Raw genomic sequence first — 24,765 nt, forward strand, 5'->3', positions numbered from 1 at the left:
ATGCCCCCGCAAGACACTCTGCTCGCCTGGAGCATCATCGTTCCCGCCACTGCCGGCGTGATCATCCGCCCGTTTCGCTGGCCGGAGGCGATCTGGGCCGTCGCCGGCGCGATCGCACTGGTCGGATTCGGCCTCTTGCCGGCGACCGATGCGCTTGCCGGCATCCGCAAGGGCGTCGACGTCTACCTGTTCCTGATCGGGATGATGCTGATCGCCGAGCTCGCCCGCCGCGAGGGCCTGTTCGACTATCTCGCGGCCTATGCGGTCGAGCACGCGCGCGGCTCGCCGCAGCGGCTGTTCCTCCTGGTCTACGCGGTTGGCACGCTGGTCACCGTGCTGCTGTCCAACGATGCCACCGCGATCGTTCTGACGCCCGCCGTCTATGCCGCGACGCGCGCCGCGGGGGCCTCGCCGCTGCCTTATCTCTTCGTCTGCGCCTTCATCGCCAATGCCGCGAGCTTCGTGCTGCCGATCTCCAACCCTGCCAATCTCGTGGTGTTCGGCACGCGCATGCCGCACCTGGTGGACTGGTTGCGCCAGTTCACCCTGCCCTCGATCGCTGCAATCGCCCTGACCTATGCCGCGCTGCGGCTGACGCAGCGCCGCCCGCTGAAGCAAGAGACGATCCGGGCCGACGTGGAGAAGCCGCATCTCAGCCACGAGGGCCGGCTGGCGGCGCTCGGGATTCTCGCCATCGCTGTGGTGCTGCTCACGGCATCGGCGCTCGACGTCCAGCTGGGATTGCCGACCTTCATCTGCGGTATCGTCACCGCCACCGCGATCCTGCTGATCAGCCGGCAATCGCCCTGGCCGATCATCAAAGGCGTGTCCTGGGGCGTGCTGCCGCTGGTCGCAGGCCTGTTCGTAATGGTGGAGGCGCTGGGACGGATCGGCACGATCGGGCAGCTCAGTGCCTGGCTGCATCAGGGCGTGGCGCGATCGCCGGCCGGCACGGCCTGGGCGGCAGGCTTCATCACGTCGATCGCGGACAATATCGCCAACAATCTTCCGGTTGGCCTGGTCGCGGGCTCGGTGGCGGCCAGCGATCATCTGCCGCGCGAGGTCGTCAGCGCCATCCTGATCGGGGTCGATCTCGGGCCCAATCTCTCCGTCACCGGCTCGCTCGCCACCATCCTGTGGCTGACGGCGCTGCGGCGCGAGAAGATCGACGTCAGCGCCTGGCAGTTCCTTAAGGTGGGGCTCATAGCAACGCCGCCGGCGCTGCTGGCAGCGCTGGCGGCGGCGATGTGGTGATGCGAGCCGGCAGGCCTTAGGCCGCCGCCTCGTAGTTGACTTCGCTCTCGGCGACCTTGGTCAAGAGCTCGTCGGTCTTCTTCTCCTCGGCCAGCGTCTGGTCGAGCAGCTTGATCGCCTGCTTCAGATCCATCTTGGTGGCCCACGACTTTAGGGTGCCATAGCGGGAGATCTCGTAGTGCTCGACGGCCTGAGCCGCAGCGAGCAGGCCGGCATCGAGCGCACTGGTGCCCTTGTACTCGTCCATGATCTCCTTGCCCTCGTCGATGATGCCCTCGATCGCGTCGCACTTCTTGCCGCGCGCGGGCTTGCCGAGAAGCTCGAAGATCTGCTCCAGGCGTTCGATCTGGCCTTCGGTCTCGTCATGGTGATTCTGGAAGGCCTGCTGCAGCTTCTCCGACTGCGCCGCCTTGGCCATCTTCGGCAGCGTCTTCAAGATCTGCTTCTCGGCGTAGTAAATGTCCTTGAGGGTATCGAGGAAGAGTTCGTTGAGGTCCTTGTCTGCAGGCATGGTGTGCTCCTTGTTGTTGTGAGCGACAACCGCGCAGCAAGACCCTGGTTCCTGGCAGAACCCGCAAGCCTCGCAAATTCGCCCTTTCCGAATTTCGGACGCGGCTCCGGCAAACGCGGCCGCTTGCAACAATTCTGTCATGCAGCAAAACTAAACCCCTTCTGTGCGACCGAAGGTCGCGATTCCGCTTTTCGCTTTTAGGAGTTTTTGATGCGCCGCTCGCTCGTGCTGCTATGCGCCGGACTGACCCTGCTGTCGGCCGGCGCGGCGTCCGCGGAGAATGCCGCCCCCCATAACCTGATCCTGTTCATTCCCGATGGCCTGCGCGCCCTGAAGGTGACGCCGGAGACCGCACCGGCCATGGCCGCGATCCGCGACAAGGGCGTCAATTTCAAGAACCCGCATTCGATGTTCCCGACCTTCACCATGGCCAACAGCTCGGCGATGGCAACCGGCCATTATCTCGGCGATACCGGCACCTTCTCCAACACGATCTGGACCGGCTATGTCTCCAAGCCGGCCGGCGACACGGTGGTGCCGTTCCTCGAAAACGATGCCGTGCTGGGCGACGTCGACGAGCATTTCCAGGACGATTATCTCGACGAGGAGACGATCCTGAAGCTCGCCCGCAAGGCCGGCTACTCGACCGCGGCGATCGGCAAGGTCGGCCCGACCTACCTGTTCGACCACACCGATTGTCCGTGCAAGGGCGCCACCCACTCGATCGTGGTCGACGATTCCACCGGCGGCAAGGCCGGCGTTCCCCTGTCCGACGCGGTGAAGGATGCGCTGACCAAGGCCAACCTCGCTTTGGCTGCGCCCTCGCGCGGCGACAACGGCAAGGCGGGCGATGCCAAGACGCCCGGCACGACCTCGGCCAATACCACCCAGCAGGCCTATTTCGCCGATGTCGCCACCAAGGTGGTGCTGCCGATGTTCAAGGTCCGCAACAAGCCGTTCGTGCTGGTGTTCTGGTCGCGCGACCCGGACGGCAGCCAGCATAATCAGGGCGACAGCCTCAACACCGTCACCCCCGGCATCAATGGCCCGACCACGATGGCCAGCATCAAGAATGCCGACGACAACCTGGCTCAGCTGCGCAAGGCGCTCGACGATTTGGGGCTCGCCTCCTCGACCAACATCATCGTCTCGGCCGACCACGGTTTCTCGACCATCTCCAAGGAAAGCAAGACCAGCCCCTCGGCCAAGGTCGCCTACGACGATACGCCGAAGGATTTCCTGCCGATGGGCTTTTTGGCGCTCGACCTCGCCAAGGCGCTCGACCTGCCGCTGTTCGATCCCAACGACAAGAACGCAGCCGTGAAGGACGGCAGCCACCCGAAGGCCGGCAACGGCCTGCTCGGCAAGGATCCGGAAAAGCCTGAGCTGGTGGTCGCCACCAATGGCGGCTCGGACCTGATCTATCTGCCGACCAAGGACAAGAAGCTCGCCCGCCGCACGGTCAAGGCGCTGCTCGCGCAGGATTACGTGTCCGGCCTGTTCGTCGACGACAGCCTCGGCGAGATTCCGGGCACGCTGCCGCTGTCGCAGATCAACCTGAAGGGCAAGGCGGTGACGCCGGTCCCCGCCATCGTGGTCAACTTCCGCTCCTACGTGGCGGGCTGCAACGAGCCGACCAACTGCTCGGTCGAGGTCGCCGACACCGTGCTGCGCCAGGGCCAGGGCATGCACGGCTCATTCGGCCGCGGCGACACCATGAACTTCATGGCCGCCATCGGACCGGACTTCAAGGCAAGCTTTGCCGATCCCCTGCCCGTCAGCAACGCCGATGTCGGCGCCACCGCGGCGAGGCTGATGGACCTGAAGGCCAAGCCGAACGGCAAGCTGGTGGGCCGGGTGATGACGGAAGCGATGCCGAACGGCCAGACGCCGAAGGCGGTCTCCGACACTATCCGCTCGGACCGTGCCGAGGGTGGCCTGCGCACCGTGCTGAAGCTGCAGCGGGTCGGCAGCCAGCGCTATTTCGATGCCGCCGGCTTCCCCGGCCGCACCGTCGGCCTCGATGCCGAGAGCGCCAAACAGAAAACGGCGGGGAAATAACCCCGCCGCTCTCAAGACAAACTCAGCGATATCGGGATGTCCTCACATCCCGATATCGATCATCGACGGCAGCTTGGCGAGCGGCAGCACGGTGACGCCGACGAAGGTCGCCACCATCGCCATCAGCGCCTTGTTGCCTGGGCGCTTGCCGCGCATCTGGCGCGCCACCCATTCCAGCACGTCGGTCTTGACGCCGCGCGCGTTGGCCGGCGCCCAACTCTCGATCGCGGTGTCGGGCGACAGCGCGACATGGCGCGGCGGCACCGGCAGGCCGGAGCTCGAGGCCGCATGATGTGCGATCGCCTTGGCAAGCAGGTCCTCGAAGCGCCCCTGGTCATTGCGCTCGGTCGCGGCCTCGTCGATGGCGAACAGCACCTCGGCTTCCGCCCGGCTCACCGGCATCTCGTCGACCGGCGCAGAGGTCAGGATGCGCGCGCACCAGGCCACGTCATCGGCGTCGAGCACGCGGGAGAAATGCACCCGGCCGCTGGTGGTCGGGCCTTCGCCCGTGATGACGCCGTCGCGCACGATTTCGAGCGCCGAGGCTGCGCTTTGACAACAGGATGGCTCAAGGACGTCGGCTGTCTCGACGTCCTTCATTGCAGAGGCAGACATTTTCGCTTCTCAGTTGCTGGTTAGACCCACCATGTCGGTCTTGGTCTGAACGGGTGGTTAACGGCTGTAAACTCCGCGGTGGGTTTTCGGCCCGGTTGCCGATATGTCGCAGTGACCCCGGTCAGGGTTCGCCCGGCTCCCGGGGGCCGGCGTGGTGGTCTCCAGACATGGCAAAATCGGGGCGGCCGGTCCTCTCACGGATGTTTCGTCGCAGCCCGGGAACTCAAAAGAAGTTGTTGTGCTTTTGCGGATGCAGAGAATTAGCTTCTCTTTTTTAACCGGAGGTTCCCTTCGCGCCGGCCGTTTCTTATAGTGCGGAGAAAGAATTTACCCGCAATGACGTGAGGTCGACTATGGCACTGCAGATTGGCTCCGTGGCCCCGGATTTCGAGGCCAACACCACCGAAGGACGCATCAAGTTTCACGACTGGATCGGCGACAGCTGGGCGCTGCTGTTCTCGCACCCCAAGGACTTCACCCCGGTCTGCACGACCGAGCTCGGCGCGCTCGCCAGGCTGAAGCCGGAGTTCGACAAGCGCGGCGTCAAGCTGATCGGTCTGTCGGTCGATCCGGTCGAAAACCACACCAAATGGTCGGAGGACATCCGCGAGACGCAGGGTGCCGCGCCGAACTATCCGATGATCGGCGACACCGATTACAACGTCTCCAAGCTCTACAACATGCTCCCTGCGGCGGTGTCCGGCGATGCGAGCAAGCGCACCGCGGCCGATAACCAGACCGTCCGCAACGTCTTCATCATCGGCCCGGACAAGAAGATCAAGCTGATCCTGGTCTACCCGATGACCACGGGCCGCAACTTCCAGGAAATTCTCCGCGTCGTCGACTCGCTGCAGCTCACCGCCAAGCACCGCGTCGCCACGCCGTCCGACTGGAAGCAGGGCGAGGACGTGATCATCGCAGGCTCGGTGTCGGACGACGAGGCCAAGACCATCTATCCGAACGGCTGGAAGGCGCCGAAGCCTTACCTGCGCATCGTGCCGCAGCCCAAGTAAGCCCAACTAAGCCCAAGTGCCCCTACGTGACGGCGGCGAACGAAGTTCGCCAACGTCGTCCCGGGGGCGCCGGACGCGACAAAATGGCAAAGCCATTTTGTGCGGGCAGAGGCGAACCCCGGATCTCGAGAGTCCGGGGTCGCGACTTCGTCGCGTCCCCGAACGAGTTTGAACTATCCGCGCGGCGTGGCCCAATCCGCGATCAAGAGGCCCGCGGTCGCCGCGACCGCGGTGAGCGCGACACCCCAGCTCATGTCGAGCAGCGCCACCGGCCAGGTCCAGTGCCTGAGCATCGCGAGCGATGTCAGCTCGAAGGTCGCGTAACAGAACAGCCCGAACAGCCCACCGTAGAGCAAGGTGGACCGCCAGCTCGCGTCCCCCTGCCCGCTGACGAAGATGACGACGCCCGCGACATAGAGCACATAGAACAGCACCGCAGGCGCGAGCCTGATCTCGCCCAGCATGTCGCCGACCTGCGACTGGAAGAAGCCCTTGGCGACCAGCCCGAGGAACGGCAGATCGAGCCCGAGCAACACGGCGAGCGTCGACAGATAAAGAACGGCATACCGGCTCATGCCCTGCTCCACATGCGGCAATATGATGCGAACTTGGGAAGCGGAGCACTCGGCGCAAGTCAGCGGCGACGTTTGTTCGTCGCCTTCTTTCCGCCTGGCGTCCTTCCCCGTGAGCTGCTCACCGGAAACGTTTGCCCAGTGTGATTGGACTTGTTGCCGTGTTTCTTTTTCTTCGCGAAAGTCGGCTCATTGCCGGATTTCGATCGGCTGTCCCGCTGCGGCTTGCTGCGTTCCTTGGACGCCGTCCCCCCGCGAGCATCCTCGCGTCGCGGTGCACGCTGGTCGGCGGCCTCCGCTTCGCGCCCGTGCGGCCGCTTGTCCGACCGCGCCTGCCCTGACGGCGGGCCGGCCAGCGGCTCTATCCGAATGTTGTCCTCCTTGTCCGGACGGCGGATGTTGGCGGCAAAGGCGTCCGCGACGCGCTCGGAAATCTCGAACTCGGTCGTGGTGTCCATGATGCGGATGGTGCCGATGTCCTGCTTGTCGATACCGCCGCGACGGCAGATCATCGGCAGCAGCCAGCGCGCTTCCGCATTCTTCTTGCGTCCGATGGCAGCCCGGAACCAGACGCTCGGCTCGCCCATGCCATGACGCGGCGACGGCTTTCCCGTTTTCGATCGGGGAGCCGGTACGCGATCGTCATCCCGCGCCGGCCTGACGGCGTCGCGACCGCGATCGCTGCGAGGACGGCCGCCATCCTGGCCCGGATCGAGAATATCCTCGGGCGCGGGAAGCCGGGCGCGATAGAGCCGCGCCAGCGCCGCGGCAATGTCCTCGGGCGAGCGCTCCGCGAGCAAGGCCTGTGCGAGCGTCAGATCGTCCGGCGTCGTCTCCTCGGTGAAGATCGAATCCTGCAGCATGCGGTCCTGATCGAGCCTGCGGATCTCGTCCGCCTGCGGCGCCGCGCCCCAGACGGCATCGATGCCGGCCAGATTCAACAGCAATTCCGCCCGCCGCCGCCGTGCGGGCGGCACCAGCAGGACGCTGACACCCTTGCGCCCCGCGCGGCCGGTGCGACCCGAGCGATGCTGCATGACCTCCGGATCGTTCGGGAGCTCCGCATGGATGACGAGATCGAGGTTCGCAAGGTCGATACCGCGCGCCGCCACGTCGGTCGCCACGCACACGCGCGACCGCCCGTCGCGCAGCGATTGCAGGGCGTTGGTCCGCTCGTTCTGTGTCAGTTCGCCCGACAGGGCGACGACGGAAAAGCCGCGCTCCAGCAGCGCAGCCTGCAAATGCCTGACCGCCTCGCGCGTATTGCAGAACACGATCGCGCTCGGCGATTCGTAGAAACGCAGCACGTTGACCACCGCGTGCTCGACATCGCCAGGCGCAATACGGATGGCACGGTACTCGATATCGGCGTGCCCGCCTTCGTCGCCCGCGACCTCGATCCGGAATGCGTGCTGCTGATATTGCTTGGCCAGCGCCACGATGCCGCGCGGAAAGGTTGCCGAGAACAGCAAGGTCCGGCGCGTCTCCGGCGTGGTCTCGAGGATGAATTCCATATCCTCGCGAAAACCGAGATTGAGCATCTCGTCGGCCTCGTCGAGCACGACCGCCTTCAATTCCGACACGTCGAGACGGCCGCGCCGCAGATGGTCGCATAATCGGCCGGGGGTGCCGACGACGATGTGGGCGCCCGCCTCGAGCTCGCGCTGTTCGCGGCGCGGATCCATGCCGCCGACGCAGGAGACGACACGCGCATCGGCATGTTGATAGAGCCACGCGAGCTCGCGCTGGACCTGCAAGGCGAGCTCGCGCGTCGGCGCCACGATCAGCGCCAGCGGCGCGGCCGCGCGCTCGAACCGCTCGGCCTCGCCCAGCAGGTTGTTCGCGATCGCCAGGCCATAGGCCACGGTCTTGCCGGAGCCGGTCTGCGCCGAGACGAGAAGGTCGCGGTCGACCGCCTCGTCCGCAAGCACCGCAAGCTGGACGGGGGTCGGATGCTCGTAACTGCGCTCGGCCAGAGCTCGGGCGAGCGGCGGACTTGTGGCGGGGAATGACAATTGACCGAAAACCTCGTTTGATTCGGCTGCTTTACGCCAAGCGGAGCGAAATCACCATGCCTCTCCGCGGGACCGGAATGACGGAGATCAAAGTCCTGCGCCCCGCATCCGGTTAGATGCGCGCATGAGTTTCCTGACCTTCTTCATCGCCGCCTACTCCCTGCTGGCCGTGCCCGGGCCGACCAATACGCTGCTCGCCACGTCGGGCGCGGGCGCCGGCATCTCTCGCTCGCTGCATTTGCTGGCGGCGGAAGTCTGCGGCTATCTCGCGGCCATCGCGCTGCTCCGCGTCGTCGTCAGCCCGGTCGTGGCCGAGATTCCGCTGATCGGCCTGGTTCTTCGCGCGGCGCTCACGATCTATATCCTCGGCTTGGCCGGGATGCTCTGGCGCCACCGCGCGGGTGAGTTGAGCGCAGCTCGTGCCGTGACGTTCCGCCATGTCCTGCTCACCACGCTGTTGAACCCGAAGGCGATCGTCTTCGCCTTCGTCCTGCTGCCGCTCCAGCTGGAGTTGCCCGCTCTGTTGCCGTGGCTGGTGGTGCTGGCAGTCCAGATCGTCACCGCAGGAGCGGCATGGCTCGCGCTCGGTGCAACGCTTGGACGCGGCGTTCGCCGTCTTGGCCATCCCGACCTCGTCACGCGCAGCGGCGCGATCGCGCTGGTCGGGGTCGCGAGCCTGATCTGGCTGCCATCGCTCAGCGTTTAGCGCCGGAACGCGGCGTTGGTGCAGAGGACGCCGACGATCGCGGCCGCGGCGAAACTGGCCGCGGCGCTGAGCAGAATGGCCAGCGTGTAGCTGTGGCTCGCGTCGTAAGCGAAGCCGACGGCTGTCGGCCCGATCAGTGTCCCGAAGGCAACGCTGGTGTAGAGCACACCGATGATACCGCTGACATTGCGGCCGCCGAACGAGTCCATTACCACCGGCGGCAGCACAGCCACCCACCCGCCATAGAACACGCCATAGATGACGGCGAAGACGGCCAGTGAGGCGGCGTCGGTGGAGACGGCCCAGATCGCCGTCGCCAGCGCCATCCCAATCAACATCATCAGCAATGCGCGCTCCCGGCCTAGCCGATCGGCGATCCCGCCGAGGCAGAACCGGCCTGCGGTGCTCCCCACGCCGATCATGCCGAGAAGCAGCACCGCCGTTTCGGCCTTCACGCCATGGTCCCTGGCGTAGGGCACGAGATGAACGAACGGCACGAACACGCCGAACGAGCAGATCAGGCATGAAGCGTACAACGCAAGAAACCGCGGCGACCGGATCGCATCGACGACCGCGACGCCTTCGCTCCTGGAGGCCGCACGCCATTGCGCAGGTGCATCGCCGTCCGGCGCGGCTCCACGGTCGCGCGGATCGTTCTCGATCAACAGCGAGAGCCCGCCACCCATGATCAGCGCGATCGCCGCGAGCACGACATAGGCGCTGCGCCAACCGAACGCGCCGATCAATTGCGATGCCAAGGGCGGCATGAGGAGATTGCCAAGGCCGATCCCGCTCACGGCAAGACCCGAGGCGAAGCCGCGTCGGCGGACAAACCAGCGCTGCACGGCGCCGACGGCGGGAACATAGGCGGCACCGACACCAAGGCCCACGCCGAGCCCATAGGCCAGATGGACTTCGATAAGGCCATGCGCGCGGCTCGCCGCCGCAAGTCCGGCCGCGATCAGCAGCATGCCGGCGACCGCCAGCGGGCGCGCACCGAACCGGTCCGCCAGGGGCCCGCTGATCACGCCAAGCGCGAAATAAAGGAATCCGGCAAGCGAGAACACGAGCGACGTCGAGCCACGCGATGCGCCGAACTCGCGTTGCAGCGGCTCCAGGAAGGCGCTGAACGTATAGGCGCAGCCGAAGCCGACGAAGGTCACGGCAAAGGCCCCGGCGACGACGAACCAGCCGTAGAAGATGCGGGGACGCAGCGCGGTTTCGATTTGCATGGGAACCTCGAGCGTTACAACACCACTAAAACTATTATACCGGATTCTGTTGCCGTCAACAGCTAAAGCTGCTTTACTGGTGTCGATGTCCCGGCAATCACGCAAATTCAAGGTTCCGGACGAGCTGGCGAATGTCTACGACTTCGCCAACTCCCTCGACCTGCGCCACTTCACGCGTTTCGGTGTGCAGCATCCGCAGGCCGATGAACTTGCCACGCCGGCCGATCTGGCGCGTTGGCTGGCCGAGCGCGCGCTCATGCCTGCCCCCGCCAGGATCACGTCCGCGCTGTTCGATGAGGCGCTGCAATTGCGACAGGCGTTACGGGACTATCTGCAATGCGAGCCCGCCGGACGGCGCAGCGACAGGGCAGTCAGCGAAGCGCTGACCGCGGCGCTCGCGGGGTTTCCGTTACATGTTGAGATGCGTGAAGAAGGCGGGACAGTGCTGAGCGGCATGCGCAAGGATGCGCTGGCCGGCCTGTCCACCATTGCGATCGAACTCCACGACGGAAACGTTCGCGGCACGCTCGATCGGCTGAAAATGTGCGCCTCGGACGAATGCCGAAGGGTGTTCTACGACCGGTCGAAACCTTCGACGCGCCGCTGGTGCATGTCCGACCTGTGCGGCAATCGCATGAAGACGCGGGCCTATCGCGAACGCCTGCGGCAGACGAACGCGTCGTCGTGAGGCGTACAGGAGTGGCGAGGAAAGCCGATCATCGTTGACGCCGACGCCTGGACGGCGCCGGTTAACGCGCGTTGAAATCCGGCGCACGACTCGCACGCGAATCCCTCACACTGCCCGACGAGCAATTCCCGCGTGCGCGGCATGCACGAACTGCCTGTCGTGCCACTCTGTCGCACGTGGCTACGCTTGCGGCGTCGGGCAAATCAGGACGATCTTTCCGCGCATCCTGCCTCATGCAGAGGGACGTACGCGCGTCGTCACGAACGTCGAGGCGGGATGCGGTGGGCGCAGCGGGTTGCAGCATGATCTCATCATGCCGACGAACACCCCGGTGCGCACGGTGAAGTCGTGTGGTCCTGGCGCCCCGGTGCTGGCGCCTGCGCAACGCTTCTGAGCGTTGTCGCGACGCGATGATGCTTTCGCATCACGCGGACGGGGGCAAGAAAGCCGGTCCCCGAGGAGAGCGCGTATAAGCCGTAAGCCATCGCGCAGGGAATGCCGGTTGATCGGCTGCACCTGTGGTAACTGCCGCCTGCTTTTCTTTCGCAGGCGGGCCATGGGTGAGGCCTTCACCCGGCATTCCCCATAGGCGTTAAGGTAGCGCGAGCATCGATTGATACTTGCGTTTTCGAGGAGGCTCGCGAAGGTGGCGCCCCAACGCGCGTTTTCTGCGGCGCAAGCAACGGATGGTTGGTTGTGGAATGATTGCTTGCAGCAAGGATGCAACGAGCTGCTGCAGGACCCGCCAAGCGCCAGGCGTCGTTAAGCGGCCTGCGTCCAGTGGGGAGAGTCCTCGAAGTCGCTGGCAAGCGGCTCGAGCAACAGGATGATCAGGAGGTGGGCCAGCAGGTAGGGCTTGGCAGAGCGCGGATCGGTTCCTGGCGGCGTCTTGAGGCCAATCAGACTCTTCAGTCGCTTGAACCCAAGCTCGATCCGCCATCGCAATCGATAGAGCGCAAGCACATCTTTGGTGGAGAACTCGTCCCGCGCGAGCGACGTGATCAGAATGACCCAATCCGCAGCCTCCAAAGTTTCTTTGGAGATGATGCGGTTTTCATCTTTTGCGTCTTGCCGGGCTTTACGCCGAGAAGCAGCAGCCGCACCGGTGGGCTTCTTGATTGCGACCAGACGCATAGCCAGAGGCGCGCCGCCCTTGCGCTTGATCCAAATCTCCCGATCGACCAGTCCGCGCGCCTTCGCGGCACGCAATTGGGCCATCAGATCGAACGGAAGGCCTTTGGCGTCAAGCCAACGTGCGTTCTTCCAGCCCGCTCGGATCAAAACGTCGGCCCCGGCTTCGCGGACGGCCGCAATGCGGTCAGGTTGCAGATAAGCGCGGTCAGCAATGCGGATCTCGTTCTTGACCACTGGTATCCGGTCAAACGTTTCGCCCTCTTGCTGATCTGTCAGCTCGAAGTGACCAAAGCGCTCATAGGGCAGATCAAATGCGCTATGAACGCGCCAAAGCTCACTGTTCTTGCGCGCAGCCGGTCCCGCCTGAGGCACTGTCGTCGCATCGATGATGCGGATCAGGCGGCCTTGGCTCGCCTTCGGAGCTGCCGCAGCGAGCAAGCCCTCCACCAGCACCGCAAACCAATCACCACATTGACGCAGCCGATAGAACAACGCCACGCTGGTGAGGTCGGCAAGGCCAACAGAAGCCGCCCATGCGGCTGTCGATCTCAGCCCTCTTTCACCCAAACAATAGGCCAGCATCAGCCGAAGTAACGTCACCGCATCTGGAATCTGCCGCCGACGCGCGAAGGCCTTCGTCTGGCGCGCAGTTTTCTCGAGCTGCGCAGCCCCGCCCAGCTGCGCAACCACTCTCGTCCAGTCCTCGTTCAGGAGCGATTCGTCTGCCATCCCCTGTTCGAATCACGGCGGATTCCAACACTCAAGCATAAACTTAACGCCTATGCGGCATTCCCTGCACCCTCTCGATTTCGAGGGTGTCGCCTCGCAAAACTCGGGTGCCGAATGCATCGCGAGAAAGCGAAGGCGCGGCCTCTTGTCCGCAATGGTCCCCTGCATTTGCCGCCCTGGCATCAAGGCATAGAACTTGCTCAAACTGCAGCCGAACTGGGTCGATTGCGATGCGGAGGTTTTGGAATGCTTGAGGGCGCCGAAGTGCGGCTGGCCGTCGATATCGGAGGCACGTTCACCGATATCGTCTTGGACGTGGGCAAGCAGCGCAGGACGCGCAAGGTGCTGACCACGCCCACGCGGCCCGAACAAGCGGTGCTGGACGGCACGCGTCTCATTCTTGCCGACGCGCATGCCCATATCTGCGACATCGATGTCTTCGTTCACGGCACCACGCTTGCGACCAACGCCATCATCGAGCGCCGCGGCGCCAAGACCGCGCTGATCGCCACCCAAGGCTTTCGCGATGTTCTGGATATCGGAACCGAGAGCCGCTACGATCAATACGACCTCACCATCGACAAGCCCAAGCCGCTGGTGCCGCGCAGTCTGCGCTTCACCGTGCCGGAACGCATCGATGCACATGGCGAAATCAGGCTGCCGCTCGACGAGACCGCCGTGCGCGCGCTCGTGCCGCAATTGCGCGAACTGAACGTCGAGAGCGTCGCCTTCGCGTTCCTGCATGCCTATGCCAATCCCGAGCATGAACGGCGCGCCGGCGCCATCCTTCGGGAAGAGCTGCCCGGCATCGCCGTGACGCTGTCCTCCGAGGTCTGTCCCGAAATCCGGGAATATGAGCGCACCTCCACGGCGGTGGCGAACGCCTATGTGCAGCCGTTGATGGACAGCTATCTCGCACGCATGGAAGAGGCACTCCAAGTCGAGCAGTTCCGCGGCGCGATCTATCTCGTGACATCAGGCGGCGGCGTCACCTCGATCGACACCGCGCGGCGCTTTCCGGTACGCTTGGTCGAGTCCGGCCCGGCCGGCGGCGCCATCTTCGCAGCGCAGATCGCGGCAAGGCTCGGCGAGGAAAAGGTGCTGTCCTTCGACATGGGCGGCACCACTGCCAAGATCTGCCTGATCGAGAACTTCGCGCCGGAGAGTTCGCGGGTCTTCGAGGTCGATCGCGCCGCGCGCTTCCTCAAGGGCTCCGGCCTGCCCGTGCGCATCCCGGTGATCGAGATGGTCGAGATCGGCGCTGGCGGCGGTTCGATCGCGCATATCGATGCGCTCAAGCGTGTCACCGTCGGCCCCGAGAGCGCGTCGTCGGAGCCCGGCCCCGCCTGCTACGCCCGTGGCGGCCAGCGCCCCGCGGTGACCGACGCCGACGTGGCGCTCGGCATGATCGATCCCGACGCCTTCGCCGGCGGCACCATCAGACTCGCTCCCGAGCTGTCGAAACAGGCCCTGCTCCGCGACATCGGTGAACCGCTGGGACTGTCGGCGGAAACCGCGGCCTACGCCGTGCACGAGGTCGTGTGCGAGAACATGGCCAGTGCCGCGCGCGTGCACGCGGTCGAGCGCGGCGCCATCGTCGGCCAGCATACGCTGATCGCGTTCGGCGGCGCGGCGCCGCTGCACGCGGCGCGCGTCGCCGAGAAGATCGGCGTCGCCAAGGTCATAGTGCCGTCCAATGCCGGCGTCGGCTCGGCCGTCGGCTTTCTTGCAGCCCCCATCGCCTATGAGCTGGTGCGCAGCCGTCACGTCCGGCTCGAGGATTTCGATACCAAGACGGTCTCCGAGCTGCTCGCCGAAATGGCGCGCGAAGCTCGCGCCCTGGTCGAGCCTGGCGCAGCCGGCGCGCCCGTGCGGGAGCGGCGCGCCGCCTTCATGCGCTATGTCGGCCAGGGTCATGAGATCACGGTCGAGTTGCCGAACCGGCCGCTCACCGCGATCGACCTCCCTGTCCTTCGGCAGTCGTTCGAGACGGATTACGCGGCGTTGTTCGAGCGCGCGATCCCGAATGCGGCGATCGAGGTGCTGAGCTGGTCGGTGCTGGTGACGACCGAACCGCGCAATCCCGCCAAGGTGTCGGAGATGGCGCGCAAGCCGGCCGGCAAAGCCTCCGGCTACCGCAAGTTCTTCGACGGCCGCGCCGGCCGCGTGGTCGAGATTCCGCTGTATCGTCGCGAAGACATGGCGCCGGGTGCGACCATCTCGGGCCCCGCCGTCATCGCGGAAGACGAAACCTCGACCTTCGTGTCGATGAGCTTCGACGCCCATATCGACGGTGCCGGCAGCATCGTCATGGAACGGAAGGCAGCCTGACCATGAGCGATACTGTTGGAACGAGCCTGATCGACCTCCAGATCATGTGGCACCGGCTGATCGCCGTGGTCGAGGAGCAGGCCCAGGTGCTCTTGCGCACGGCCTTCAGCCCGATCGTGCGCGAATGCGGCGATCTGTCGGCCGGCGTGTTCGACCTTCAGGGCCGCATGCTGGCACAGGCCGTCACCGGCACGCCGGGCCACGTCAATTCGATGGCGGAGTCGGTGAAGCACTTCATCGCGCATTTTCCGCTGCACACGATGAAGCCGGGCGACGCCTACATCACCAACGATCCCTGGATGGGCACCGGCCATCTCAACGACTTCGTCGTCACCACGCCCTGCTTCAAGGACGGCAAGGTCGTCGCACTGTTCTCCTGCACCAGCCATCTGATGGATATCGGCGGCATCGGCTTCGGCCCCGATGCTACCGACGTCTTCATGGAGGGTCTTTATATCCCAATGCTGAAGCTGATCGATCAGGGCACCGTCAACGAGACCCTGATGGCGATGATCCGCAGCAATACGCGGCTGCCGATCGATACCGAGGGCGACACCTATTCGCTGGCCGGCTGCAACGACGTCGGCTGTCAGCGTCTGGTCGAGATGATGGAGGAGTTCGGGATCGAAAGCCTCGATCAGCTCGGCGACTACATCTGCGATCGCTCGCGCGAGGCCGTGCTCGCCGAGATCGCCAAGCTGCCGAAGGGCACCTGGCGCAATGAAATGATCGTGGACGGCTACGATGCTCCGGTCACGCTCAAGGCCGCACTGACCATCTCCGAAGATGGCGTCCATGTCGATTTCGACGGCACCTCGACAGCCTCGAAGTTCGGCATCAACGTGCCGCTCGCCTACACCACCGCCTACACGGTCTTCGGGCTCGGCTGCGTGGTCGCCTCGCAGATCCCGAACAACGCCGGCTCGCTGGCGCCGCTCACGGTCTCGGCGCCGTCGGGCGCGATCCTCAACGCGCCGAAGCCGGCGCCGGTCGCCTCGCGCCATGTGATCGGCCAGATGCTGCCGGACGTCGTGTTCGGCTGCCTGCGCCAGATCATCCCCGAACGGGTGCCGGCCGAAGGCACCTCCTGCCTGTGGAATCTCAACGTGCGCGGCCAGACCCGCTCGGGCGCCGGCGGCAATTACGGGTTCTCGATGGTGGTGACCTCGAACGGCGGCACGGGTGCCCGCTTTGGCAAGGACGGGCTGTCGGCAACGGCCTATCCCAGCGGCGTGCGCGGCACGCCGGTCGAGATCGCGGAGACGCAGACGCCCCTGATCTTCTGGCGCAAGGAGCTGCGGCCGGATTCCGGCGGCGCCGGCCGCACCCGCGGAGGGCTCGGCCAGATCATCGAGGTGGCGAGCGGCGTCGATGCGCCGTTCGACATTCTCGCCGCCTTCGACCGCATCGATCATCCACCGCGCGGCCGCGACGGCGGCCGTGACGGCGAGGCCGGCTATGTCGGCCTCAAGAGCGGAAAGAAGCTGCGCGGCAAAGGTTTTCAGACCATTCCGCCGGACGACCGGCTGGTGGTGCTGACGCCCGGAGGCGCCGGCATCGGCGATCCCAAGGCCCGCACGGCGGAGGCCGTGCGCGAAGATGTCGAAAGCGGACTCGTCTCGGCCGGCGAGGCCGGGACGATCTATGGATGGAGGGACTGAGTGAACGGCCTCGCGCCGGCGTTATGCCGCGCGCATGCCGTTCAGGAAGTTTTCGACCTCCTGCTTCAGGCGCAGGCTCTCGCCCGACAGCGCCTGAGCGGACGCGAACATCCGGCGCGAGCTTTCGCCGGTCTCATCCGCCCCGCGCGCCGCGTTGCGGACGTTGCTGACGACCTCGCTCGTGCCGCTCGCGGCCGAGCGGACGCTCTGGGTGATGTTTTGCGTCGCCGCACGCTGCTGCTCGACGGCGGACGAGATCGAGGTGGCGATCTCGCTGATCCGTTCGATGGTCTGGCCGATCGCCTTGATGGCTTCGACCGATTCCTGCGTCACCAGCTGCATGTTGGCGATCTGGCTGGAGATCTCTTCCGTGGCCTTGGCAGTCTGTCCCGCCAGGGTCTTCACTTCCTGGGCCACCACGGCGAAGCCGCGGCCCGCGTCGCCCGCTCGCGCCGCCTCGATGGTGGCGTTCAGCGCCAAAAGGTTGGTCTGCTCGGCAATGGTCGTGATCAGCTTGACGACGTCGCCGATGCGGTTGCCGGCTTCCGACAGCTCCTTGATACGCTGGTCGGTGGCCACGGCCTGCTTGACCGCCTCGGCGGCGATCGAGGTCGATTCCACCACGCGCCGGGTGATCTCGCCGATCGCGCCGGACAGCTCCTCAGAGGCCGCAGCCGCGGAGCGGACGTGTTCGGAAGCCGCTTCCGATGCGCCCGCCGACCGGCCGGACAATTCCGCCGTGCTGCGCGCGGTCTGCGTCAGCTGCTGTGCGACCTGCTCGAATTCGCCGGACGCGCGCATCACATGCTCGATGATGCCGCCGACACTGGCCTGGAAGCCATCCACGAACCGCCGCAGTTCGGCCCGGCGCTGCTCCGCGGCGGCAGTGGCCGCAGCCGCCTGCTCTTCGCGCAGCCGCTGCCGCTCGCTCGAGGCGCTGCGGAACACCGCCAAGGTCCGCGCGATCTCGCCGATCTCGTCGCCGCGGTCATCGCAATCGATCGCGATGTCGTCACGGCCTTCGGCAATGCCGGTCAGCGCGGCGGTCACCGAGGACAGCGGCTTAGTGAGGCGGCGTACGACCACCACGGTGAGCCCGAGCACGAGCAGCGCCGCGATGGCGGCTGCGATCATCATGGTCCGCATCGCCTGCGTCAGCATGGCGTCGAGCTCGGCCATGGGCACGCCGACATAGAGGATGCCGATCACCTTCCCGGCCGGATTGGTGAGCGGAAAATAGGCCGTCATGAAGGTTTTCCCGAACAGCGTCGCCGGGCCCTTGTAGGCTTCACCGCGCCGCAGGGCGGCCTGCCCTGGATGATCGGATGCCAGCTGGGTACCGACCGCGCGCTCGCCGTTCTCCTTCTTCACATTGGTCGAACGCCGCACGAACTGCCCGCTCGCATCGTCGTAGACGAACAAGGTTGCGTTGCCGCCGGCGTAGGAGATGGCGCGGTCGACGATGGCGTGATCCTTGAGTTCGGGAAACGCCGGAATCTCGATGCGGACGACCGAGCCGTCCTGCAAGCTCACCTTGGCGTCCTTGAACGACTCGGCAAAGGTCAGCGCCAGGGTGCGCAGATTGCCTTCGATGTCTTTCTTGGCGCGCTCGTCGAAGTCGGAGGTCAGCGACCAATAAGCCGCGCCGATGACGAGCGCGGTGTTGAGCGCGATGACGAGGGCGGCGCCGACAAGCGCCTTCGTGCCCAGCTTGAGCTTGACGGACAACGGATTCGACCTTTTTTGGGAATTGCAACCGGTTCGCATCTTGCCCGTATTTCGTTTCGATCCCGTTATTTCCGGCACGGAGAATTACGGACTCGGACCCCTCACGCGGTAGAAGGACACCTAAGATGCCGGTGCGTCCTATTATTTTGTGGTTCCGCGGGAGCCTCCGCCTATCGGACCACCCTGCCCTCCACGCAGCCGTCGGCACCGGAGCGCCGGTCATCTGCGTCTATGTCTTCGACGAGGAGAGTCCAGGCTTACGCCCGCTGGGCGGCGCGACGCGCTGGTGGCTGGCGCAATCGCTGCAATCGCTGCAGGCAAGTCTGCGTGCCGCTGGGGCCGACCTCGTCCTGCGGCGTGGTGCGGCGGCCGAGGTGTTGCGCACGCTCGCATCTGAGACCAATGCGGCAGCCGTGTTCTGGAACGATGTCGCGCAGGCGCAGCAGCAAGCCGTGGCAACCGAGGTCGCAGAGGCGGTGGCCGCCCTTGGCATCGAGAGCAAGAGCTTTCCCGACGATCTCCTGGTCGATCCCGCCGTGCTGCGGGCCAAAGACGGCCGCGGCCCCCGCGTGTTCACCCCATTCTGGAAACGCGTGCTGGCGATGGGCGACCCGCCGCAGCCATTGCCAGCGCCCCGATCTTTCCGTTCGGTCTCAGGATTGACGAGCCTTGCCATCGACGACTTCCGGCTCGAGCCAACCAGGCCCGACTGGGCCGGTGGGCTGCGCGCAACCTGGCACGTCGGCGAGCAAGCCGCGCGGACAAAGCTCGCCGCGTTCCTCGCGCAGTCCGTGCAGACCTATGCCGCCGATCGCGACCGTCCGGATCTCGATGCGACCTCACATTTGTCGCCGCATCTGCGGTTCGGCGAAATCAGTCCGCGGCAGGTCTGGCACGCCGCGCGCTTTGCCGCGGCCGAACAGCCGGCTCGCTCGGCTGGGATCGACAAGTTTCTCAGCGAACTCGGCTGGCGCGAGTTCAGCCGCCAGCTGCTCTATGACAACCCCGACCTCGCGAGGCGCAACCTGCAGCGATCGTTCGACGATTTCCCCTGGCGTGACGACGGCCGAGCGCTGGCCGCCTGGCAGCGTGGTCAGACCGGCTATCCGATCGTGGATGCCGGCATGCGCCAGCTCTGGCACACCGGAACCATGCATAACCGCGTGCGGATGGTGGTCGCGTCGTTCCTGGTCAAGCATCTGCTCACCGACTGGCGGGCCGGCGAACAATGGTTCTGGGACACGCTGGTGGATGCGGACGCCGCCAACAATCCGGCCGGCTGGCAATGGGTTGCGGGTTGCGGCGCCGATGCCGCCCCCTATTTCCGGGTGTTCAACCCGGTGTTGCAGGGCGAGAAATTCGATCCCGATGGCGCCTACGTCCGGCGCTGGGTGCCCGAGTTGGCGCGCCTCCCCGCACCACTCATCCATCAGCCCTGGACCGCGCCGCCGCTCGAGCTTGCCGGCGCCGGCATCGAACTCGGCCGAACCTATCCGGCCCCGATCGTCGACCACAAGCGAGCGCGGGAACGCGCCCTCGCAGCCCACGCAACGCTTCGCCGGAGCTGATTAGTTGCGCTTCGCTTTGACAGGTCCGAGAATCCAGCTATCGTTCATGCGTTTCAACACATCGGGGGACCGATATGGACGATACGCCTCTCATCGAACAAGCGACGAATGCGATCAGCACTGCGGCCGACACCGCGAAAGAAGCGGTGACGACCGTGGTCGCCAAGGTCGGACGCGCGACCAAGAAGGCTGCCAAACCAGCCGCACCGAAGCAGGCCGCGCCGAAGCGGGCCGCCAAGGCCAAGAAGGTCGCGACCAAGAAGTCTGCCAAGAAGACCGGCAAGAAGGCGGCGAAAAAGACGGTCAAGAAAGCCGCCAAGAAGAGCGCGAAGAGTTCCGCCAAGACGGCCAAGAAGGCCAGCAAGAAGAAGACCAAGAAGGCCAAGCGCTGAGATCAAGACCGATCCGAGAGCGCATTTGGCGCTCAGAGATTGGCTGTCGCGAAACAATCCAGTGCCCGATGAGGGACAGTCTGGTGCTGGATTGTTTCGTTTTGAGCTCCGCGCCGTCGCGAGCTCGATCGATACCGCCCTGCTCGCGCCGGCCACCGGCGCGAGGGCTGGAACTTCTCCGTACGACCACGCTTAGCCCGCTGCGACCGACAATACCGGTCGTGAACGCGGAGGATGCGATGGGCCGCAGGCTCCGAACGATTGTGTGGGGTGGGCTCGCCGTCGTTCTGATCGCGCCGGCCGCGCATGCCGAGGTCGGCGGTGCCGAGCGTGGCTCGGAGTTCCTGTTGCTCGTCCAGGTCGCCCTGCTGATCGGGATCGGCCGCGGGCTCGGCGAGGTGATGCAGCGCATCGGCCAGCCCTCGGTGATCGGAGAACTGCTCGCCGGCCTTCTGCTCGGCCCCTCCGTGTTCGGCTGGATCTGGCCCTCGGCGCAAGCCGCAATCTTCCCGCATGCGCCGGCGCAGAAGGCGATGATCGAGGGCCTCGCCCAGTTCGGCATCCTGTTGCTTTTGCTGCTTACAGGCATGGAGATCGACCTCAAGCTGGTGCGCAAGGTCGGCCGCCCCGCGATGACCATCTCCCTGTTCGGGATTGCGGTTCCGTTCGCCTGCGGCTTTGCGCTTGGCGAGGTGATGCCTGCGAGCCTGTTGCCCCAGCCCGAGGCCCGGCTCGTTGCCTCGCTGTTCCTCGGCACGGCGCTCTCGATCTCTTCGGTCAAGATCGTCGCTGTGGTCGTGCGCGAGATGAACTTCATGCGCCGTAACGTCGGCCAGATCATCGTGGCGTCTGCGATCATCGACGACACGATCGGCTGGATCATCATTGCGATGATCTTCAGCATCGCCGCGCACGACACATTGGATCTGCGCTCGATCGGCCAGGCTGTGCTCGGCACACTGCTGTTTCTGGCTCTAAGCTTTACCGTCGGACGGCGGCTGGTCTTCCTGCTGATCAGGCTTGCCAATGACCACCTGGTGAGTTCATCACCGGTCGTCACCGTGATCCTGCTCCTGATGAGCGCGATGGCACTGATCACGCATCTGATCGGGGTTCACACGGTGCTCGGGGCGTTCGTCACCGGCGTGCTGGTCGGCGAATCCCCGATCCTGACCCGACAGATCGACGAACGTCTGCGCGGCCTGATCACGAGCCTGTTCACGCCGGTATTCTTCGGCTTGGCAGGTCTCGAAACCGATCTCACGCAGTTGCGCACGCCCGAATTGCTGCTCTTCACGGCCGGCCTGATCGTGATCGCAAGCTTCGGCAAATTTGCCGGCGCGCTGGTTGGCGGTGCCGTTGGCGGGCTCGACCGCAAGGAGTCGCTGGCGCTCGCCAGCGGCATGAATGCACGCGGTTCGACCGAGGTGATCATCGCCTCGATCGGCCTCTCGATCGGGGTTCTCAGCCAGACCATGTTCTCGATGATCGTGATCATGGCGATCCTGACCACGTTGGCAATGCCGCCAATGCTGCGCGCCGCGCTGGCGCGCTTGCCGCCACGACAGGACGAGAAAGACCGGCTGGAGCGCGAGGAGTTCGAAGACAAGAGCTTCGTCAGCAATCTCGAACGGCTGTTGCTAGCGGTGGATGATAGCGCGAGTGCCCGCCTCGCTGCGCAGATCGCGGGGCTTCTGGCCGGACCGGAGGCACGGCCGATCACCGTGCTCAAGGTCAACGAGCGCGCGCATGCCTCGAGTTCGGCCCCCACCGGCAATTCGGAAGCAGCTGTCAAGGATGCTGCGAAGCAAGGCGCGAGCGAGAGCGGAACGCAGGGCGCGCTGGATGTGATGACGCGCGCGCGTGAGACCACGCTACGCGAAGCTGTGGAGGACGAGGCCCGCAAGGGTTTTGACCTTATGATCGTCGGGATCGAGGGCGTCTTGTCCCCCGAGGGCGGGTTCAGCCCGGCCGTACAAGAGCTCGCCGCTGGCTTCGAGGGGCCGCTGGCCCTCGTGCTGGCCAAGGGGGGCGCTGAGCTTCCGCCGCACAACGGGCGCATTCTGGTGCCGGTCTCCGGGCGCAGCGTAGCGCGCCGTGGCGCCGAAGTCGCGATTGCGATTGCCCGCACGAGTCGCGCGCGCCTGCATCTGCTCTACATCTCCACGACAAGCGGCAACGGCGCGAGCTGCGCCGGATCCGACGGCGAACAGGAACGCGCGCGGCAGGTGCTGGCGGACGCCGCAATCGCCGCGGAACACTATCGGTTGAGCGCGACGACATCCGCCCGTGGCAACACTGCGCCGGACGAAGCGATCCTGGAGGAAGCGGCCACGATGAACGCAGACTTGGTTGTGCTGGGCGCCGACCGCCTGCAAGGCGAGACGCTGGATTTCGGTGCGATCGTTGCAACCGTGCTCGCCCGCTCGAGCGCGCCGGTGCTACTGGTCTCGGCCGAAACCAATCAGCCCGCCAAGCGCGCGGCCGCGTGACGGGGGTGACGGGATGCCGTTACCAGGCGTCGGGACAGGGATCGACGATTTTCCAGAGTTCGACCCCGTTCTTGATCTTCTTCATCTCGGTCGTGAGCCCGCCATTGCGACGGATCCAATCTTTCACCGTGTCGGGGTAATAGGACATCAATTCAGACGTCCCCTCAACGCTGGTGACCTTGATGCCGAAGGTGAAGGCCTTGTCGTAATAGGCCAGGTGGAAGCCGAGGCTTGCGCGCGGGGTGACGCAGATCTTGTTCATCGGCACGATGCCGAACACCAGGGTGCAGGCCGAATTGCAGATACCGTCGATGATGACGCGCTGCTTGGTATCGCGGATGTGCTGGTATTTGGCCTTGTATTCCTCGATATAGCCGCCATGGTCGCGCGTGATGTGCAGGTCGGCGCGCGCCGGCGTCGCGGCGACGAGCAAAAGCATCAGCAGAGGCGAGAGGCGGCGCTTCAAAAGAGAGAACCCCGGTGGATGTCAGCGGGGCGCTACCCCCCACCTTACGTTGCAGGACTTTTGCCGGACTGTCTTAGGAATCGGTTAAGCATCCGGAAAAGGCCAAAATTTTGGCAATCCTCATTCGCTTTTGCGCAGCTTTTCCGGCCCGTTCGCGCTAGATTATTGGTTCGACAACGGGCCTTAGCGTTGTTTCCGGAGAAATGAGATGAGCATGTCGAAGCTGTTCGCCGCCGCCTTGATTGTGTCAACGGCAGGCCTGGTCCCCACGCTAGCGGAAGCGCGCAGCCACCATCACAGTCATCGCAGCTATCTCGGACTGCCCTATCCGATCAGCTACCTGCACAATTACGGCCCCGGCGAGGTACCCGGAACCTTCGCTTATTATGACGGGCCGTCGACGAACCATTGTTATCAGAGCTCGGCCGCCTATGTCGGCCAGGACCGAGCCCGCCATCCCTGCTTCTGATCTCGTGCAACGTCCGGTAGCCCGGCATAACCGCGCAATGATCCGCGTGTAAGGGCCAGCGGACACTGGCCCTCTCTCGCCAAGTCTGCTATCCGGAGGCCCCGTGGCCGATAGGCCCAGCACGCGCTCGTAGCTCAGCTGGATAGAGCATCGGATTTCGATTCCGAGGGTCGGGAGTTCGAATCTCTCCGAGCGCGCCAAGGCTACTTCGCCAGGCATTTCCGTCGGCGCTGGACGCGCTTCTTGCGGCAACAGTCTCGATTGATCGCGCCATCCACCCTCGGCTGGACGCATTCATAATGCTGTGGCAGACCACCTCAAGTGGGCCTGCCACTTGCACGGATCCTGCCATGTCGCCGAACGAGGACTGGACGCACGCCTTCCCGCCGATCCGGCAGTTGCCGCGCGACGTCTTCGTCCAACTGCGTGACACGAGCCTGATCGTCGAGCTGCCCGAAGACAGCCGGATCTTCGGGCCCGGCCAGGCGCCGGAGTCTTTCCTGCTCCTGCTCGAAGGAACGATTCGCGTTCAGCAGACATCGGAGTCGGGCCGCGAGATCGTGCTTTACCGCGTCCAGGCCGGCGAGAGCTGCGCGCTGACCACGGCCTGCCTGATGGGCTACGAGGAATACCAAGCCGAAGGAATAGCCGAAACCAAGGTCCGGGCAGTCGCGATCCCGCGCGCGTTGTTCGACCAATTGATCGCCAGTTCGCGGGAATTCCGCCAGTTCGTCTTTACCGCCTTCAGTCGCCGCGTCACCAACCTGTTTCGCGTCATCGAGGAAGTCGCCTTCGCGCGCATCGACGTCAGACTGGCGCAGAAGCTGGTCGAGCTTTCCGGCCCGAAGGGACACATCAACGCAACGCACCAGGACCTTGCCAACGAGCTCGGCAGCGCGCGGGAGGTTATCAGCCGGCAGCTCAACGAATTCGCCCGCCGAGGCTGGCTCAAAGTGTCGCGCGGGACAGTCGATATTGTCGACCGGGCAGCGCTCACGCGGCTCGCGCAACACAGCTGATATGGTCCGTCCCAATCCGACGCTCGCCGCTCGGTGACTTAGTTACATACGTCCGGCGCGCCCTGCCCTACTCTTTCGGTCATCATCGCAAAGCCAAGGGGAGCACCTC

At 65.1% G+C, this 24,765-nt stretch carries 20 protein-coding genes and 1 tRNA gene; 13 read left to right on the forward strand and 8 right to left on the reverse strand.

All coding sequences use genetic code 11. From position 1 onward, the window contains the following. On the forward strand, positions 1 to 1,254 hold the full coding sequence (locus QX034_RS00640; RefSeq protein ID WP_316194919.1) for an arsenic transporter: 1,254 nt from the start codon (positions 1 to 3) through the stop codon (positions 1,252 to 1,254). A 16-nt stretch (positions 1,255 to 1,270) separates the two neighbouring features. Here QX034_RS00640 and QX034_RS00645 read toward each other — a convergent pair whose 3' ends face one another. Next, positions 1,271 to 1,765 (reverse strand): ferritin-like domain-containing protein, encoded by a 495-nt coding sequence (locus tag QX034_RS00645; protein WP_315705749.1) that lies wholly within the window; start codon positions 1,763 to 1,765, stop codon positions 1,271 to 1,273. Positions 1,766 to 1,975: 210 nt separating this feature from the next. Here QX034_RS00645 and QX034_RS00650 point away from each other — a divergent pair, with 210 nt between their 5' ends. After that, positions 1,976 to 3,826: an alkaline phosphatase family protein gene (locus QX034_RS00650; RefSeq protein WP_315767958.1), complete on the forward strand. Its 1,851-nt coding sequence runs from the start codon at positions 1,976 to 1,978 to the stop codon at positions 3,824 to 3,826. Positions 3,827 to 3,868: 42 nt separating this feature from the next. Here QX034_RS00650 and QX034_RS00655 read toward each other — a convergent pair whose 3' ends face one another. Next, positions 3,869 to 4,441 (reverse strand): hypothetical protein, encoded by a 573-nt coding sequence (locus tag QX034_RS00655; protein ID WP_316194920.1) that lies wholly within the window; start codon positions 4,439 to 4,441, stop codon positions 3,869 to 3,871. Positions 4,442 to 4,794: 353 nt separating this feature from the next. On the opposite strand from QX034_RS00655, the gene QX034_RS00660 reads away from it, so the two are divergent. After that, positions 4,795 to 5,454 carry a peroxiredoxin gene (locus QX034_RS00660; protein ID WP_315705746.1) on the forward strand — a complete coding sequence of 220 codons (660 nt, stop codon included), beginning with the start codon at positions 4,795 to 4,797 and terminating at the stop codon, positions 5,452 to 5,454. 173 nt (positions 5,455 to 5,627) lie between these two features. Here the strand turns inward: QX034_RS00660 and QX034_RS00665 are convergent, their stop codons facing one another. Both QX034_RS00665 and QX034_RS00670 read right to left on the reverse strand, forming a co-directional pair. Beyond that, entirely contained in the window at positions 5,628 to 6,029 is a 402-nt protein-coding gene (locus QX034_RS00665) for a DUF2177 family protein (protein WP_315705745.1), read from the reverse strand. 59 nt (positions 6,030 to 6,088) lie between these two features. Then, entirely contained in the window at positions 6,089 to 8,041 is a 1,953-nt protein-coding gene (locus QX034_RS00670) for a DEAD/DEAH box helicase (RefSeq protein ID WP_315743186.1), read from the reverse strand. Between the two features lie 124 nt (positions 8,042 to 8,165). On the opposite strand from QX034_RS00670, the gene QX034_RS00675 reads away from it, so the two are divergent. Then, complete coding sequence (locus QX034_RS00675; RefSeq protein ID WP_315705743.1) at positions 8,166 to 8,747, forward strand: LysE family transporter; 582 nt, start codon at positions 8,166 to 8,168, stop codon at positions 8,745 to 8,747. On the opposite strand, the gene QX034_RS00680 is transcribed toward QX034_RS00675, so the two are convergent. Next, positions 8,744 to 9,979: an MFS transporter gene (locus QX034_RS00680; RefSeq protein WP_316194922.1), complete on the reverse strand. Its 1,236-nt coding sequence runs from the start codon at positions 9,977 to 9,979 to the stop codon at positions 8,744 to 8,746. The two genes, QX034_RS00675 and QX034_RS00680, sit on opposite strands and share 4 nt — an antisense overlap. An 85-nt stretch (positions 9,980 to 10,064) precedes the next feature. Between QX034_RS00680 and QX034_RS00685 the strand changes: the two genes are divergently transcribed. Further along, positions 10,065 to 10,667, forward strand: a complete 603-nt coding sequence (locus QX034_RS00685) for a CGNR zinc finger domain-containing protein (protein ID WP_315705741.1) — start codon at positions 10,065 to 10,067, stop codon at positions 10,665 to 10,667. Between the two features lie 762 nt (positions 10,668 to 11,429). On the opposite strand, the gene QX034_RS00690 is transcribed toward QX034_RS00685, so the two are convergent. After that, a complete protein-coding gene (locus QX034_RS00690) occupies positions 11,430 to 12,530 on the reverse strand; it encodes an IS4 family transposase (RefSeq protein ID WP_315701243.1) in 1,101 nt (366 codons plus the stop codon). A 246-nt stretch (positions 12,531 to 12,776) separates the two neighbouring features. Here QX034_RS00690 and QX034_RS00695 point away from each other — a divergent pair, with 246 nt between their 5' ends. Both QX034_RS00695 and QX034_RS00700 read left to right on the forward strand, forming a co-directional pair. Then, on the forward strand, positions 12,777 to 14,861 hold the full coding sequence (locus QX034_RS00695) for a hydantoinase/oxoprolinase family protein (protein ID WP_315729531.1): 2,085 nt from the start codon (positions 12,777 to 12,779) through the stop codon (positions 14,859 to 14,861). A gap of 2 nt (positions 14,862 to 14,863) precedes the next feature. Further along, positions 14,864 to 16,522 (forward strand): hydantoinase B/oxoprolinase family protein, encoded by a 1,659-nt coding sequence (locus tag QX034_RS00700; protein ID WP_315767969.1) that lies wholly within the window; start codon positions 14,864 to 14,866, stop codon positions 16,520 to 16,522. Between the two features lie 21 nt (positions 16,523 to 16,543). Here QX034_RS00700 and QX034_RS00705 read toward each other — a convergent pair whose 3' ends face one another. Then, a complete protein-coding gene (locus QX034_RS00705) occupies positions 16,544 to 18,289 on the reverse strand; it encodes a Cache 3/Cache 2 fusion domain-containing protein (protein ID WP_410050925.1) in 1,746 nt (581 codons plus the stop codon). 86 nt (positions 18,290 to 18,375) lie between these two features. On the opposite strand from QX034_RS00705, the gene QX034_RS00710 reads away from it, so the two are divergent. The 3 genes from QX034_RS00710 to QX034_RS00720 all read left to right on the forward strand — a co-directional run bounded on the left by QX034_RS00710 (position 18,376) and on the right by QX034_RS00720 (position 22,702). Next, the gene (locus QX034_RS00710; protein WP_315729533.1) at positions 18,376 to 19,818 is read left to right on the forward strand and encodes a deoxyribodipyrimidine photo-lyase; all 1,443 of its coding nucleotides are present in this window, start codon (positions 18,376 to 18,378) and stop codon (positions 19,816 to 19,818) included. Between the two features lie 74 nt (positions 19,819 to 19,892). Then, a complete protein-coding gene (locus tag QX034_RS00715) occupies positions 19,893 to 20,210 on the forward strand; it encodes a histone (protein WP_315705736.1) in 318 nt (105 codons plus the stop codon). Between the two features lie 239 nt (positions 20,211 to 20,449). Next, positions 20,450 to 22,702, forward strand: coding sequence for a cation:proton antiporter (locus tag QX034_RS00720; protein WP_315729534.1), 2,253 nt, complete (start codon positions 20,450 to 20,452; stop codon positions 22,700 to 22,702). Between the two features lie 19 nt (positions 22,703 to 22,721). Here the strand turns inward: QX034_RS00720 and QX034_RS00725 are convergent, their stop codons facing one another. Continuing rightward, positions 22,722 to 23,141, reverse strand: a complete 420-nt coding sequence (locus tag QX034_RS00725) for a hypothetical protein (RefSeq protein WP_315705734.1) — start codon at positions 23,139 to 23,141, stop codon at positions 22,722 to 22,724. 235 nt (positions 23,142 to 23,376) lie between these two features. Here QX034_RS00725 and QX034_RS00730 point away from each other — a divergent pair, with 235 nt between their 5' ends. From QX034_RS00730 to QX034_RS00740, 3 genes are all read left to right on the forward strand, one after another. After that, positions 23,377 to 23,637 (forward strand): hypothetical protein, encoded by a 261-nt coding sequence (locus tag QX034_RS00730; RefSeq protein ID WP_316194926.1) that lies wholly within the window; start codon positions 23,377 to 23,379, stop codon positions 23,635 to 23,637. Positions 23,638 to 23,760: 123 nt separating this feature from the next. Next, positions 23,761 to 23,837 (forward strand) — tRNA-Arg (locus tag QX034_RS00735). Between the two features lie 150 nt (positions 23,838 to 23,987). After that, positions 23,988 to 24,656 (forward strand): Crp/Fnr family transcriptional regulator, encoded by a 669-nt coding sequence (locus QX034_RS00740; RefSeq protein ID WP_315705732.1) that lies wholly within the window; start codon positions 23,988 to 23,990, stop codon positions 24,654 to 24,656. The last annotated feature ends 109 nt before the right edge of the window (positions 24,657 to 24,765 follow it).

It is taken from the genome of Bradyrhizobium sp. SZCCHNR3119, from assembly GCF_032487775.1.
Lineage (GTDB): Bacteria > Pseudomonadota > Alphaproteobacteria > Rhizobiales > Xanthobacteraceae > Bradyrhizobium.